General features: G+C 49.2%; 10 protein-coding genes. 7 read left to right on the forward strand and 3 right to left on the reverse strand.

Annotated features, from left to right (window positions below):
- The first annotated feature begins 62 nt into the window (after nt 1–62).
- Nucleotides 63–533: a DUF4168 domain-containing protein gene (locus tag KME11_15495; protein ID MBW4516613.1), complete on the forward strand. Its 471-nt coding sequence runs from the start codon at nt 63–65 to the stop codon at nt 531–533.
- Here the strand turns inward: KME11_15495 and KME11_15500 are convergent.
- Complete coding sequence (locus KME11_15500) at nt 530–2284, reverse strand: hypothetical protein (GenBank protein ID MBW4516614.1); 1755 nt, start codon at nt 2282–2284, stop codon at nt 530–532. The genes KME11_15495 and KME11_15500 overlap by 4 nt on opposite strands.
- 64 nt (nt 2285–2348) lie before the next feature.
- Between KME11_15500 and puuE the strand changes: the two genes are divergently transcribed.
- On the forward strand, nt 2349–3254 hold the full coding sequence (puuE, locus tag KME11_15505; GenBank protein MBW4516615.1) for an allantoinase PuuE: 906 nt from the start codon (nt 2349–2351) through the stop codon (nt 3252–3254).
- Nucleotides 3255–3269: 15 nt separating this feature from the next.
- Here puuE and KME11_15510 read toward each other — a convergent pair whose 3' ends face one another.
- A complete protein-coding gene (locus KME11_15510; protein MBW4516616.1) occupies nt 3270–4064 on the reverse strand; it encodes a pentapeptide repeat-containing protein in 795 nt (264 codons plus the stop codon).
- A gap of 145 nt (nt 4065–4209) precedes the next feature.
- The gene (locus KME11_15515; GenBank protein ID MBW4516617.1) at nt 4210–5313 is read right to left on the reverse strand and encodes a glycosyltransferase; all 1104 of its coding nucleotides are present in this window, start codon (nt 5311–5313) and stop codon (nt 4210–4212) included.
- A gap of 921 nt (nt 5314–6234) precedes the next feature.
- On the opposite strand from KME11_15515, the gene KME11_15520 reads away from it, so the two are divergent.
- The 5 genes from KME11_15520 (at nt 6235) to KME11_15540 (ending at nt 14775) form a co-directional block, all read left to right on the forward strand.
- A complete protein-coding gene (locus KME11_15520) occupies nt 6235–6654 on the forward strand; it encodes a hypothetical protein (GenBank protein MBW4516618.1) in 420 nt (139 codons plus the stop codon).
- 474 nt (nt 6655–7128) lie between these two features.
- A complete protein-coding gene (locus KME11_15525; GenBank protein ID MBW4516619.1) occupies nt 7129–8586 on the forward strand; it encodes a carbohydrate porin in 1458 nt (485 codons plus the stop codon).
- A 2-nt stretch (nt 8587–8588) separates the two neighbouring features.
- A complete protein-coding gene (locus KME11_15530) occupies nt 8589–11003 on the forward strand; it encodes a tetratricopeptide repeat protein (protein ID MBW4516620.1) in 2415 nt (804 codons plus the stop codon).
- A gap of 20 nt (nt 11004–11023) precedes the next feature.
- Nucleotides 11024–12283: a glycosyl hydrolase gene (locus tag KME11_15535; protein ID MBW4516621.1), complete on the forward strand. Its 1260-nt coding sequence runs from the start codon at nt 11024–11026 to the stop codon at nt 12281–12283.
- Between the two features lie 38 nt (nt 12284–12321).
- Nucleotides 12322–14775: a cellulose biosynthesis cyclic di-GMP-binding regulatory protein BcsB gene (locus KME11_15540; GenBank protein MBW4516622.1), complete on the forward strand. Its 2454-nt coding sequence runs from the start codon at nt 12322–12324 to the stop codon at nt 14773–14775.
- Nucleotides 14776–14777: the final 2 nt, after the last annotated feature.

A 14777-nucleotide genomic window follows, 5' to 3' on the forward strand; every position in this document is an offset into this window, starting at 1 on the left:
TATAAAATGATTCAAAACAATTAATCGTACTCAATCGTTAGGGTTTAGCCCAAGTGTCAGCTATGGTTATTGCTCATCAAATGTCTCACTTCAAGTTCAAGAACCTGCTCGCTCGATCGCTGATGGTGGGAGTGGGAGCGGCCGCCAGTTTGTGTTTAGGGCTTGTGCCTAGTTTTCAAAGTTCTGTGGGGGTGTCTTTCAGCAGTGCGGCTTATGCGCAGTCTATTTCTAACTCAGATGTGCAGAGCTATGCGCGTTCAGTGTTGGCGATCGAGCCTTTACGGCAGTCGGCGTATGAGGAAATTAAGGGCATTAGTGGAAGTGTGCCTCGAATTGAGTGTCATCGTCCCAGCAGTTTGAATGATCTGCCAGGTAATGTGCGGCAAGTTGCAGTAAGTTATTGCAATCAAGCTATTTCTATTGTTGAAGGAAATGGCTTAACCATCACTCGCTTTAATGAAATTCGGGTGGCGCAAGATGCAGATTCGTCTTTGTTGAATCGAATTCAGCAGGCGATTATGGAATTGCGCTAGGGACGTGTCTTAATCATTTGCGGTGTCTTCACACCGCCTGAGAGCAAGCACTGAGCTTCTAAGACAGATAAATTGTTGGCTTTCAGAATGGTGCAAGGTTTGATGAGGGGAACGATCGCCAGTTTTTCCTGTTTTTGGAGACGGGCGATCGCTTCATTAGTAGCAGGTTGAAATTGCATCAGCCAGTTTTTCAGACCTGGGTTATTAAGAATAGCTTTGGGCTGGAAGGCATTGCGATCGACCAGGAAAAAATCGATGTTGTATTTTCTAATGAAGTTTTGAAGTGCAGGGAGAGAAGGGCTGTACTGTGCGTTGATCAGATCAATCGCTCGTTGCCGAATTTGATTGTAATAGCCTAAATGAAACGGTAGAGCGTATTCTTTAGAAACTAGGATCGATCGCTTGCTAAATGCTGGAATATTGTCGATTTCTTCAGCTAGCGATGCAATCAAAATATCTTTGGGTTGCTGAGCAAAGAACTGATAAACTTTGGGCGTGCCACCAATAATTTGAGATTGTCCTTTCAGGAAGATTGCAGGAATAGTAGGAATTAATAGGTCGGCGAGAATAAAGATTGTCGTGAGGACAATCACTACTCTTATCTTTATGTGATTCAAGTTGTGCTGAAGCAACCCTATTCTAAATCTCTCTAACTCTAATGTAATACCAATTCCAGCCGTGATTACCATTGCAAACCAAAAGCTATGCCCTGTGAAACGACTTGGGAAGTACAGCCGGGGCAGAAAGATATGTGCTAGTAGGAAAAGACAAAGCGAAGCATACAGTAGATCACGCAGCAGTGTAATCTTTTCAGAAACAAGATGAGATAGTGGCGATCGTCTCCGAAAGATGCGAAAAAGAACGCTTAGTAGAATAATGGGCGGAACGAACCTAGGAAGTATGGCACTATCACCGCTGATCCAGGTTTGCCAAAAGTCTTGATTAAAGTACCCCAGTCTTCCACCTGCTCCAAACTCTGGCATAGCTTGCATTTGAGCGGCGGTAACCATGGGATTAAAAGCGGACAGATCGGGGAAGAACCTGAGGATGAGAGCGATCGCTAAGCCTGCCCCAACGAGACCGAATAGGTAGGGCGATCGTTGCCTAGAAAGCTGAGGTTTTCCGGTTTTCCACTGCACTAGCCGCATCAACAAGGTGCCAGCTTCTACTAATGCCAAAGGGGGATAAAAGACGGCTTGTAGTGCCACGCTAATCATGCAAGCGATAAAGGATTGTTTAAGCAAGTAATAAATAAATGCTAGAAATAACGGGTATAAAAATGCTCTTGAGGTTCCTGTAATAATTTCATCTCGCATCCAGAGCCCTTGATTGAGGATCAGCGTAGTCAAAAAAGCTCCGAATGGTACTGGAAATAACTGCATCACTACGCCAAAACAGTAGGCAGAAGTAATGAAACCTAAAACAATGGGCAATAATTTGGCTAATAATAAAGGCTCAATTCCTAATTGAGCCATGAAATAATAAAAAGCTTCATATCCTTTTGGATTAATCGCCTGAAAATAGTCAGCAATGATGTCGTTAGGAAAAAGAGTAGGATCAATAAATCGATGCATCCAGAAGATATGCTGTCGGGCATCATCTTGAATTAAGTAAGGATGACTGAAAGCATTGATCAGTGAAATAACACCATAATATACTGGAAAGAAACAGCTAAAAATAAACCAGAAAAACCAATAGTTTTCTTTAGCTTCTTGATTAAAAATCGGCGTGTTTAAAAGTTTTTTTAACATAAAAGTTTTGCCAGATCTCCGCAAGAGTTTACCATAATGGAGTCCTCATCCTAAGCTCTAGTAAATGGCTGCATCCTATCCCCGCAATTTAGTTGGTTATGGGCGTAATACGCCCCATCCTCAATGGCAAAACCAGGCTCGTATTGCAGTGCAGTTTGTCATTAATTACGAGGAAGGGGGAGAAAGCTGTATTTTGCATGGTGATGCTGCCTCGGAATCTTTTTTGTCAGAAAGCGTAGGGGCAACTTCCCTCCTAGGGGTGCGGAATATGAATATGGAATCGATGTATGAGTACGGGAGCCGGGCAGGCTTTTGGCGCTTGCATCGGCTATTTACAGAGCGATCGCTGCCTGTGACGGTTTACGGCGTAGCCATGGCTTTAGAGCGCAATCCTGAAGCTGTGGCAGCAATGCTGGAGGCAGACTGGGAGATTGCAAGTCATGGCTATCGCTGGATTGACTATCAGTATGTGGGTGAGGAGGTGGAGCAGGAGCATTTGCAGCAGGCGATCGCCATTCATACGCAAGTCACGGGGTCACGTCCTTTAGGGTGGTACACAGGACGCATTAGCCCCAACACTCGACGCTTAGTGGCAGCCGAAGGCGGCTTTCTTTACGATTCTGATAGCTATGCCGACGATCTGCCCTACTGGGTTCATGACTTTAACAAACCTCACTTGGTTATTCCTTACACCTTAGACGTGAATGACATGCGGTTTGGAACCTATCAAGGCTTTAATTGTGGCGACCAGTTTTTTGCCTATTTGCGTGATACCTTCGATGTGCTTTATGCCGAAGGCGCTACGGCTCCCAAAATGATGAGCGTGGGGCTGCACTGTCGTTTAGTCGGTAAACCTGGACGAATTGCTGCCCTTGCCCGTTTTTTAGACTATGTGCAAGAACATGAACAGGTTTGGACTTGTCGGCGGATTGATATTGCTCGGCATTGGCACAAGCACCATCAGCCTTAAAGGCGGGCGCAAACCCTAAGGCAGGGCAAACCGAACAAGCAAACTTGCAACAGCACCCAAAACATTCATAAAGTTGCCCCGTGCCCCGCGTTGTCCTTGAGCCGCTGCTGCTTGCATTGCTTCAATGCCTGAAGAAAACTGGGTTGATGCTTCAGTTCCAGCCGTGTTGCCCTGGACAGTGTAAAGCTGCTCCGCTTGCTTAGAATCTTGCAGTGCCCCGGTTTGATCGCCTAGCTGAATACGAGAAATGCCGCGCGCTAGATAAGCATTAGCAAAGCTGCCATCTGCTGCGATCGCCTGATTGTAGTTTTCGATCGCGCCTCTAAAGTTGCCGCGCTGGGCTTCTGCCAGCCCCAAATTATAAAGGTTGTCATGGGTAGCTACTTGAGAAGGCAGCCCAACTGCACCCAAAAAATTTGCCCCCTCTAGATTTGCCCCTTCTAAGTTCGCCCCAGACAACCGAGCGCCTCTTAAGTCTGCGCCACTCAAGTCTGCGCCACTCAGGTCTGCGCCCGTTAAATTGGCATTGAACAAAACAGCGCCGCTGAGGTTGCTGCCACTGAGGTTACTGCCGCTGAGGTTAGCCCGAGTTAAATTAATTTGGCTAAGGTTTGCCTGGTTAATTTGAGCGCCTGCTAAGTTGGCGTACACCAGTCCTGCCCCACTCAGATCGCAGCCTTGACACATTTGGGTGGTAATTAATTGCTGGGTATCTTCTAAATCTTCGGCGTAGCTAGGTGGGGTGAAGTAGAAAGCGCCAAGTGAAGTCCCAGTAGAAAGGGTTAAGGCTAGAAAGATGAGCGGTTTCATACGTTTAACCGATGGAGGTTGATTAAGCAGACTATACCCAGACCAAAAGTTTACTAAAGATTTTGGGAAAAGTGCAGATCTCTTGTCAAAATGCAAGAAACAAAGCAAGAGTTCCCTAATTCCTTCGTAAACTAATCTCACCCCACTATTCTTCACCAAATAGCCTAGCGCCTTGAAGAATGTTCTGCCTATGATACCGTTCGCTGCGGTTGTGCCGAGAGCGGCGTATGAGAAATTTGAGGGGTCTTCCTAGCCGTTTTTGTAAAAATGATTGCTGCTGCCATTGTTCGTAATCTTGGGCGATCGAACCTGCCAAGATCTGCCGCCACTGCCAAGCGACTTGGTTGGCTGTAAAGTCTTTGACCCGTTGGAAGCCGTTTTCAACCATTGCTGCGTAAAGATCTGGGTCATTTTTTAGGCGTTGAAGCGCATCAATAGTCTCTTTGAGGGTACGAACCTCGATAAAGTCGAGGTTAGATTGGCGAATAGCCTGGTAGGCGGGTTCGGGGCCAAGAATGGCAGGACACCCTGCGAACCAAGCGTTGATTAGTTTAAGGGCAGGCTTAACAGTCAGGTCATGCTGGGTGTTATTACGGACGGCTAGGACTACATCGGCTTGGGTATAATCAGTCCATTCTTGAAACAGGCGGGTGGTGGGGTCGGCGGAAGGGTCGGCAGTGACGACAAACTGAATCCCGATCGCGCTCAATTCCTCTTTAAACTGAAGCGTTTTGAAGGGGGCAGCAAGGTTACGCTCCATCCCTTTGAAGACAAGGTTTTCAACTTGGGTACCCCGATCGCTATGACGAGGAATCAAATTAGGTTGGGGCCAATGGGGGACGTAGTGATCAGTTTTATCGATAACATTTAGGGTGTTAATGACGAGGCGCTGCTCACAAATTTCAGGACGACCGCGATCGTAGCGACAAGCCACAACGTAGCTATTGAAGGCGCGATCGCTCGAAACCAAGTCATCATACGGCACAATGCAAATTTTGCCAGGAACATAATCAGGGACAAGGTAAACATTTAAGCCTAAACGCTTGAGACTGATGTAAGACTGGGCTGACCAAATATCTCTAACGCTCAGACAACGTTCATACAAAGGCGAAACATCTGTTGGTAGAGACTCACTTTCTATTAAATCTTGCCAGCGCTCCACGTCCTTGCAAACAAAGTAAACCGGATAAGGCAGTGACTCTAACGGTTCTAAGTTAGACCATTGGGCAGGGGGACGGCTAATTGTCATGGGCAACGCTGCAAGCTAAGGGAAATGGCTGAAGTATTAACAAGGCTATGAACCAGTTTGGGCAGTCAAAACAAGGGTGATAACGACGTTTCAAAAAACGAAATATGGCGATCGCAGCCAATATCTAGGAATTATCTTCAATGTCTATGGCAGTATTTCCGTACATAACCCTAAAAACTTTACATTATTTTAGAATCAGCGTGCCTTCTCAAAACTTGCTCTAAAAACCGAATAAATCCCACATGCGAGTGAAAGATTAGCACTACGGAAATCAATAGAAAAAAGGTAGCCTAGCCTGCCAAAACTCGCTACGTAAATTATAAGGAATTTGATCTAACGAGAAGTCCATATCGCCATAGGTAAGATTCTAACTTCAAACAGTACAAAGTACTTTTCTCGAAGCATCAGAAGGATTACGGATCTTTCATCACTCTATAAATTGAGCAAATTTTAAAGCTTCATAAAAGCTTTAATTTAGGTTTGTAGGTTCGTCGTTAGATGTATTTTTTTTTACATGAAGCGTTGGCTGAGTCTTATCCCGATCGCATTCTCGACATCCAAAAACAACAAATGCGCCGACTGAGAATTGCTAAAAACCCACCCGAAAAACAGTGAAAAGCTAAGCTTTGAGGACAAAAAATTACTAGTGCGTATTGACATGCATCGCTACTCTGCATAAACTTTTCATAAATTCCAATACGTTAGATCACGTGCAGCAAAACGTACTTCAGCACCGAATCAGTATTTCTACTGGATTAGGTACGGAGAAAGGTTCGCCTGATGTGTTCTGTACAAGTTTGGACAAGCCGAATTTGATTTCGGTATCTGAGAGTGGGTTAAATGTCCTGTTGGATTGTCTAACTTTCTGGCTGCATCAACCTAGGCGACTTAATTTCGTCATCCTTTGTAAGTTCCTGAACTATGACCACTATTTGTTCCCTGTTATCCTCAGCCATCTTGGCGAGGATGTTGTACTACTTGGTAGTTGGATTATCGGTCAAGTTTGTCACGGTGTTTGGTCACTTAGCAGCAGTTCCTTTGATGAAAAAAGGGCGATTCAGGCACCCATTGTCGTATCAAGGTAGCGGACATCTCCCTGAAAGAGAAGGGAGGCTTTGCCGATTTGAACAAGGTAAAGCTAATCTAAACTCCGGCTTACGGAATGCTTGGTATAGCCAACAGGTTTGGGGCAGTCGGGGGGATTTTCAATTAATTTTTTTGTTGCACCAGGAGCCACAGAGCTTTGGCAGCAATGATTGTGACGATCTTATCAGCCTTTTAGAGTTTGCAGTTGATAAGTTTGCAGGTCGGCAGTTTGCAGGTCGACAGTTTGCAGGTTGACAAGGTTGATTGCCTGACGATGCCGATAAAAGTTGGACTTTGCACCCAATTTTTTTGAAGAGCATTATCTTGCCACGATAGAGCCGTTGAGCTTTACGAATGTCGATCGCCTAATGTCGGCAGATTAATTCAGGGTGTTTATTTAATTTAGGTTTTTTTGAGTAGATTTCTCCATATTTTGGCGTACTAGAGTTCCTCAGAAGGTTGTAATCGTTAAAAGGTCGTAATCGTTTTTGACGATTTATTCCCAGCGGAAAAGTCTGTGCAAAGTTTGGTTCGGCTTGAAGGTCGTACTTCCCTTTGGACGAGCATGGATTCTCTTTTGTTCCTAAACTGCCCATGGTCTCGAAAATTCCTTATGAACACGGTTCAGGCGATCGCCGAGAGTGTAACGTCCATTATTTTTTGCAAATTATAAGGATCTTATGCCGATGTTCACCTGCACCTCCCTGCGGATTAAAGTTACTTTTTGCCATGCCTAATTTATCTCAGGTCATTTTCCCTAACTGCTTGACAGCGGTTCACACAAAGGTTTTATGGGCAGGGTTAACGCTCGCACTGGTTAGTGCAGAAACCAAGTCTGCACTAGCGGTGTCAGCGCCACTGTCTAAGTCTGTCCTCAGGCTAGAACCCTCCCTGGAACATGCGCTGACCCATGGAGCTACCGCATCTTCTCTTGACGGGAATCTGGCTAATAGTTGGATGAGTGAAATTGAACAGGGGCAACTTGTTCAAGCAACTCCATCGGCTTCAACCCGTCCTCGACCTGCCCCAATTAATAACCGATTTGTAGTACCACCCGGGCTGACCAACCGAGAACCCCAAAGCCAGCCCTTGCCCATGTCACCGAACCTGCCTCTAAACCCTACTCCGCCATCTAGGGGGCAGCCTCCTCCGACTGACCCTTTCGGAGCCAGTGATTCTACACGCAGTCTTGATTTGGGCGCGCCTATCACCACGCCAACCCTCAGATTACAAGGCGCATATGTGTTACAGGGCGATGAGGACAGCATTCGGGCTCGAGCAGTTGGCATCTATCCTTTGGCCGATTGGATTCAGGTAGGAGCCGTAGTTGATCTAACTGATGACGATGACTTCAACATTTTGGAAGGGGGTGGCGTAGACCTCACTGAGCTATACGTAGCAGCAGCGCCCTTCCAAAGCTTGCCAAATCTACGGTTTGTCGTGGGGCAAATTGACTTTACCTCTTACTTCGATCGCAACAGTTTTGCCAAAGATCGAACCACTCACTTTTTTAACTCGGTTTTTCAGTCTAACCCGGCATTGCAAGCAACTACGTTTACGTCGCGTCCAGGTGCCTTGCTGAACTGGACAATTACTGACAATGTGGAGGCGAAAGTTGCCGCTTTTTCGTCAGAGCCAAATCTGGGCGATTTTGCCGTTGATGGATTTGCTGGCGAACTGGGTTTGCGGTTAGAAAATTTCATCATTCGAGGCACCTACACCTCTGCTGTGGATAGCGGCACTCGGACTGGGTTTGATGAAATTTATGGTTTGGAGCGAGGCAATGGGCGAATTGGCTTACTGGATGGCGATCGCGAGGACGCTTACGGTATCAATGCTGAGTACTTTTTCCCCGACATTAAGCTGGGGCTGTTTGGGCGCTACGGACACTATACAAATCAGGATCTAGAAGGCGAAAATACGGCTGATACCTATAGTTTTGGTTTAAATCTTCTGGACTTAATGGTGCCTGACGATCGCCTGGGGCTAGGCTACGGGCGGCAGCTTTCTAACAGCAGTCTGCGAGACGACAAAACCCCTGATGTAATAGAGATTTTCTATGATGTGCGAGTTCTGCCCAACCTTAGGGTGGGCGTTACCTTCCAGGCTTTAAATGAATTTTCAGAAAGCGTTGCTGGATTCCGCATTCGGACTGACTTTGACTTGATTCCAAGGAGAAGGCTGTAACTATGACCCACAAGATAGAGGCTTCTAATCAAAAACCAAAATCTCGACCTGATGGCTGGCTGCTTGGCTTAGGGCTAAGCTCTCTAATGATGAGCGCAGTTCCTGCCATAGCACAGGTTCCCGCTACGGTAGAAGCCGGGAATGCCCTAATTAATCAAGGGCTCATTAATCAAGCCATTCCGGTGCTGGAAGCAGCAGTCAAACAATATCCTCAATCGGTAGAGGCACGTCTGGCGTTAGCAAACGCTTATTTTAGGGCGGGCACTTATACCAACAATGAAGCCGCATTTAGAACGTATAACGAAGTTCTAGCGCTTGACCCTACAAATAAAGCGGCATTGTTTGCTGTGGGTCTGATGGGTGAGTACAAGTTTGATTGGCGGTTTGAGGGCATTGCGGCTCTGACGAGGCTGATTGAACTGGAGCCTGACAATATTGAAGCGCGCTCACAACGGGCGCTGTTAAACGGATACTTGGGCAATTTGCCCAATGCGATCGCCGATTACGATATCGTCATTCCCACCAATCCTCCACCTGAAGTTATTTTGGCAGCGGCTCAGTCGTACACTTACGCCGGAGACTACCGCAAGGCGCTGGACTTATTTACTCGCTACAGAAGTACAGGCGGCACGATTGAGCAGTATGCAGCGATCGCCTACGGTATTGTGCTCCGGGAGACGGGCGACCCGGTTCAATCGGTTGAGATTCTTGAGCAAGCCCTGGCGAATACCACAAGGCTAGACGGTATTGCCATTCGCGCCCGCGCCGCCCTCAGCGTTTCCTACGCTCAGGTTGAGCAGATGGAGCAAGCCATGACCGCCCTGGCACCGCTCGACGGTCGGTTTGACTCTCGGATGATTGTGGCGCGATCGCTCCATCAAATTAATGGAGATTTGGACAGCATTGAGCTAGAGCAGCAAGTCGTTGATATTTACTACAGAGTTCTAGAAGCGCCGCTGCCACCAGACTATGTTGTTCCGCCTGACAATCAGGGGCGCGAGAACTTCTACCTCACTAACTCCATTGCCCGTGAGATGGCAGATGTTTTAAGCAGTATTCCATCAGAGCGACCCCTAGCGCGCAAGCTCTACATTCAGCTTGTCGAAAGCCTGCCCGGCGATCGCATTCTGCCTGTCAACCTTGCCATCATTGAACGGCAAATGGGTTTGATTTCGCGGACAGAGCTACGTACCCGCATCCAGCCTTACATTCAGCCCCTGCCCCCCAGCACCTACGATCAGCGCTTGCTGGCTCAGGCATTGGTACGGCTCGATTCTCCTGATCCCTCTCTGCTGCCCTTCTATCAACCCTTTGTCGATGCCCAGGTCAATGAACCTTTGCTGTGGTTCCGCATTGCCCAGATGCAAATTCAGGGTAACAACTTGGCGGCGGCAAAAGCGGCTTTAACAGAGTATCAAGCCACTCAAGAGGGGCAGCAAGATCGTTATGGCACCCTGCTGTTGCTAGCCGAAATCGATCGCCGGGAGAGTAATCTCGATGGCAGTATCCAGAAGTACGAAGAAATTATTGCTGCCCCTAAGGTCGATCGGGGAATTCGCAGCGGTGCGCTCCAGGCATTAGCGGGTATTTACCGAATTAGAGGGCAACTGCCAGAAGCGATCGCCCTTTATGACCAAATTATTGCCCGCTATCCCGATGACCTTGCCAAGCCCCTCGGACGAGCCAGCCTTGCCTACCAATCCGAAGAAATCACTCAGGCAGAGGCACAAGCCATCCTCAACCAATGGCTGACCACTCGCCCCGCTAGCGACACCCCCTTAGAGCTTTACAGCTTGGTAGCGGCATTGCCGGCTGATCCTCAAAAAGAGGCGCTTTACAACCGCCTGTTAGCGGCTACCCCTGAGTCGGTGCCTGTGCGCTTGCGCCTGTTGCAGGTTGTGGCAATGCGCGACCCCGATGATGCCAGGGCACAACTGGCAGATTTCATTGCGAATGATCCTGAAAACCTGGGTTCTTACTTCATTCAAGGCGAGTTTGCCCAAGGTTTGGGCGACCTAGACTTAGCCAGCGAGGCATATGAGTCCATTTTGGCAAGGAGCGCTCGCAACACCGACGCTCTGGCGGCATTGGGCGGCGTGCGGTTTCAGCAGCGGCAGTACAGTGAAGCCACCGATCTTTATGCTGAAGTCTTGCAGCTAGAGCCGAGCAATCGCATTGCTCAAACAGCGATCGCTGAACTTACAGCGGCACAGGGCAATCGTTTAGAAGCCATCCGAAAACTCGAAGAAATTCAGCGCCAAGATGCTTCTAGCTCTCGCCCCGACACAACCCCTGGCCCAACTCCTGATCCAACTCCTGACCCAACTCCTGACCCCAATCTGGTGCAACGGCAGCAGCGGATTGAGGCTGATTTCCTCCAGCAACGAGGATTTCAACCCCCCTGGGAACGGTACTAGCCCTCTCACCCAAGGTTTCCATGATGCGATCGCTCCTCCGATACTTTCAACGTTCGACCCTGGTGATCCCGATGCTGTTGTTTACGGCTTCAGCGCTGTTGTTGAGTTTGCCAAGCTGTGTCGATAGCATCCAAACGTCCTCAGGGAGACTTTCAACGGCTAGCGCGGCAGTGCGTCCAATTTCTACCTCTGAGCTATTGTCACAAAGCTGGAATGCCTACCGCGATCGCTTTATTCAAGGCGATGGACGGGTAATTGACCGCGAATCGGCAGATCGCACTACCTCCGAGGCACAGGCATATGCCTTACTGCGATCGGTGCTGATGGATGATGCCGCCACCTTTGAACGGGTGCTGAACTGGGGAGAAAACAACCTTCAGCGGCGAAGTTTAGATGGAAATCGCAGCGATCGACTTTGGGCTTGGCAGTGGGGACACAATCTGGAAAAAAATCAATGGTTGCCCCTAGATGCCAACTTTGCTAGCGATGGCGATAGCGATGCCATCACAGCGCTCATTTTTGCTGGGCGACGCTGGCAGCGATCGGATTATCTCGATTTGGCAAAGCTGAAGCTGAAGGATTTGTGGAGCTTATCGGTGTTGCCCTTAAGTAACCCAAATGATAAAAAAAACTACTTTCTACCCGGCCCTAAAGCCGTCTTTCAGCCTCAACCCAACCAAATTCTGCTGAACCCTTCCTACCTTGCTCCCTACGCCTTTCGCCTTTTTGCTCAAATTGACCCTGAGCGAGATTGGCTGAGCTTAGTAGAGAGCAGCTACGACTTATTAGCCGACTCGGCTCAACTTTCTAGCTTGCGTCTACCCAGCAATTGGGTGGTGTTAAACACGAGTACCTACAAAATCTTGCCGAACGACTTGTCCAGCCGCCTCAACAGCCGCTATGGCTACGATGCTTACCGCGTGTGGTGGCGATTGGCGCTTGATGCCGCCTGGTTTGATGAACCTCGAGCAAAGCAGTATTTGCAACAGCATCTAGAGCCGTTGCAGGCAATGTGGCGATCGCAACAGAAAATTCCTGCCGAGATTGATCTCCAAGGTCAAGCCCTCGTGCCCTACGAATCGATCGCACAGTACGCCATGCTATATGCCGCTTTTGCCATTACTAACCCCGCTCTAGCAAACCAGATTCGCCTCCAAAAGCTTCTGCCCGCTTTCCGAGATGGCTTTTGGGAAAACGACTCTGCTTACTACATTCAAAACTTGGGCTGGCTTGGATTGTACCCTCCAGACAGGGTAGCAGCCAACTGGCTCCAGCCATAGATTTATTCCTTCACAACCCCTTAGCAACCCACCTGTCTATGTTTCCTTTCAATCGTCACCGTACTTCTCCCTCTCGCAATCGTCGAGCTTGGCATAAACGCCCTTTAGTCTGGTTCTTTTGTTTAACTTGCCTGGGCACAGGATTAGGGCTATTGCCCACCTTGGTCAAAGCCCAAGCTAGGGGCAAAGATCAGAGTCCGCCAGTCGTGCGTCAGTTTGCCCTCCCCCATCCCCGCACCCCGTTAATTTATCAGCCCCAACTGGCGGCTTCCCTCACCTTGGCTCAAGCGGCATCTCCCAGCCCAACCCCTAGCCCATCTCCTAGCTCAGCCGCTCCTGCCATTTCCCCAACGAACTCAACTTCTGTTGCTGCTAAGACCAATGAACCCATCATTCAGCATGTTTGGGAGTTCAACCGCAACCCCTCTGTTGGTAACCGCCTTCGGCTAGAAGGTGTTTATCCTGAGGGACATGTCGAGTTTACGCGTCCTCAGAGTTGGGATGTGCGATCGGCGCAGGTGCAACTCCGGCTTCAACATTCGCCTTCCCTATTGCCCGATCGCTCTAACATCACGGTACGGATCAATGATACGAGTGTAGGCAGCGTTCCCTTAGGCAAGAGTCAAGGGCAGCCCAACGAGATTGTATTCAACATTCCTGCCAACCTCCTGCAAGACCGCAACGACCTGTCTATCTTGACAGAGCAGCAGACCTCAGACACTTGCTCTAATCCGGCTGATCCGACCCTGTGGACTGAGATTTTGCCCGACTCTAAGGTGATTTTGAACTTTAGACCCAAGCCGATCGCCCTGGGGTTTAGCCGCTATCCCTATCCTTTTTTGGATAACCTCAGCCTCGAAACCAACAAAATTACTTACCTTCGTCCCCAGACCTACACGGCTGAATGGCTGACCGCAGCCTCTCGGTTTGAGACTTCCCTGGGCAGATGGTTAGGTAAGGTACTCCTAAACACCCAGATTGTCGGAGGATTGGGCGACGTGAAAGGGGGCGATCGCCTGGTTGTCATTGGCACGCCCGCTGAGCAACCTGCGCTTGCCCAACTGCCCTTACCCTTTGCCCTCCAAGGCGGCAAATTTGTCGATGCTAAAAAAGCCGCTATTCCTGACGACGTGGGCATTGTGATCATGGCGCTGACTAAAGACAGCCGCGTTCCCACCCTGGTTGCAACAGGCAACGCTCCGGCTGGAGTCGCCAAGGCAGTGCAGTTCTTGGTTCAAGCCAAAGATGCTCAACTAGGTACAGGGCAGGCGCTCACGGTCAACGCTCTGACCGAAGTCCCGACTCCCGCGCCGCGCAATTGGGCAGGCTATATGCCTGTCGAAAACAACTTCCAGTTGAGCGCTCTTTACGATACCAGCGGGGAACTCATTAAAGACACGACCGTGCGAGGAACCAGTGCCCCTCCGGTTCATATTGCCTTCAAGGCATTGCCCGACGATCGCTTCCTCGACGGGAGCGCCATGACCCTGCGCTACAGCTACAGCCCCCAAATGGACAGCCGCACCTCGGCGGTCGAAGTCCGTATTGACCAGGTGACCGTTGCCTCTAAGCGGCTGAGCTCTAACGGGGGTGAACGGGAAACCTTTAGCTTCCGTTTGCCCGAAGAAAAGATTAAATCTGACTCGGTTATGGATGTCCATTTTGTGATGAAGCCGGAGGCAGGCAGCGAATGTGGCTTAGAAGCCGACCAACAACTTTGGGGCACTGTCCATGCCAATACCAGCTTCGAGATGCGCCGCGATAACGTGGTGCGCATTCCTGACTTAACGCTGCTGCGAACCGGCTATCCCTTCACCGAACCTCAGGATCTCTCGACAGCCGCGATCGCGCTTCCCACTAACCCAACCGAAAGCGATGTGCAAACCCTGCTGGCTTTTAGTGAGCGTTTAGGGCGAGTCAGCCAAGCCGAATCAGTTAAAACCCAGGTATTTGTCGGTGAAGTTCCGAAGGAAGCGAAGGATCGGCTCAACGTGGTTGGCATTGGCACCCGCGATCGCCTGACTGTGCCCGAAGTGTTCCAAGAAAAAGAAGGGTTTAGCCTGGGCAACGCCTTTACTCGCCAGTGGGAACAAAGCCAAGTGCAAACCACCAGCGACAACGAAGGAGTGGTTAAGGCGATCGTTTCCCCTTGGAACAAAGATCGCCAACTCATTGCCTTTACAGGACAGACCGAGCAAGGGCTGGAAGAGTTGCAATCCCTTTTTCAGCAAGAGTCACTGTTTAGAAAGCTGGGCGGCGACACGTTGTTAATTAGCAGCAATACGCCCACGCCTGTCGCTTCAAACCCCGATGATTACAACACTCAGTACCTCCAAGAAGCCAAGCAGCGCCGCGTTGCCAATACTAGCGTGGTCGGGCGAGTTGTGTTGTTCTTGCAAGACAACTGGTTCATGGTGCCTGCTGGGATTGCTTTGGTGGCGCTTCCTCTGTATGGCTTCTCTCAGCTTTATCTCAATCGCATCGATCAGTAAGG

This window comes from Timaviella obliquedivisa GSE-PSE-MK23-08B (genome assembly GCA_019358855.1).
Classification (GTDB): domain Bacteria; phylum Cyanobacteriota; class Cyanobacteriia; order Elainellales; family Elainellaceae; genus Timaviella; species Timaviella obliquedivisa.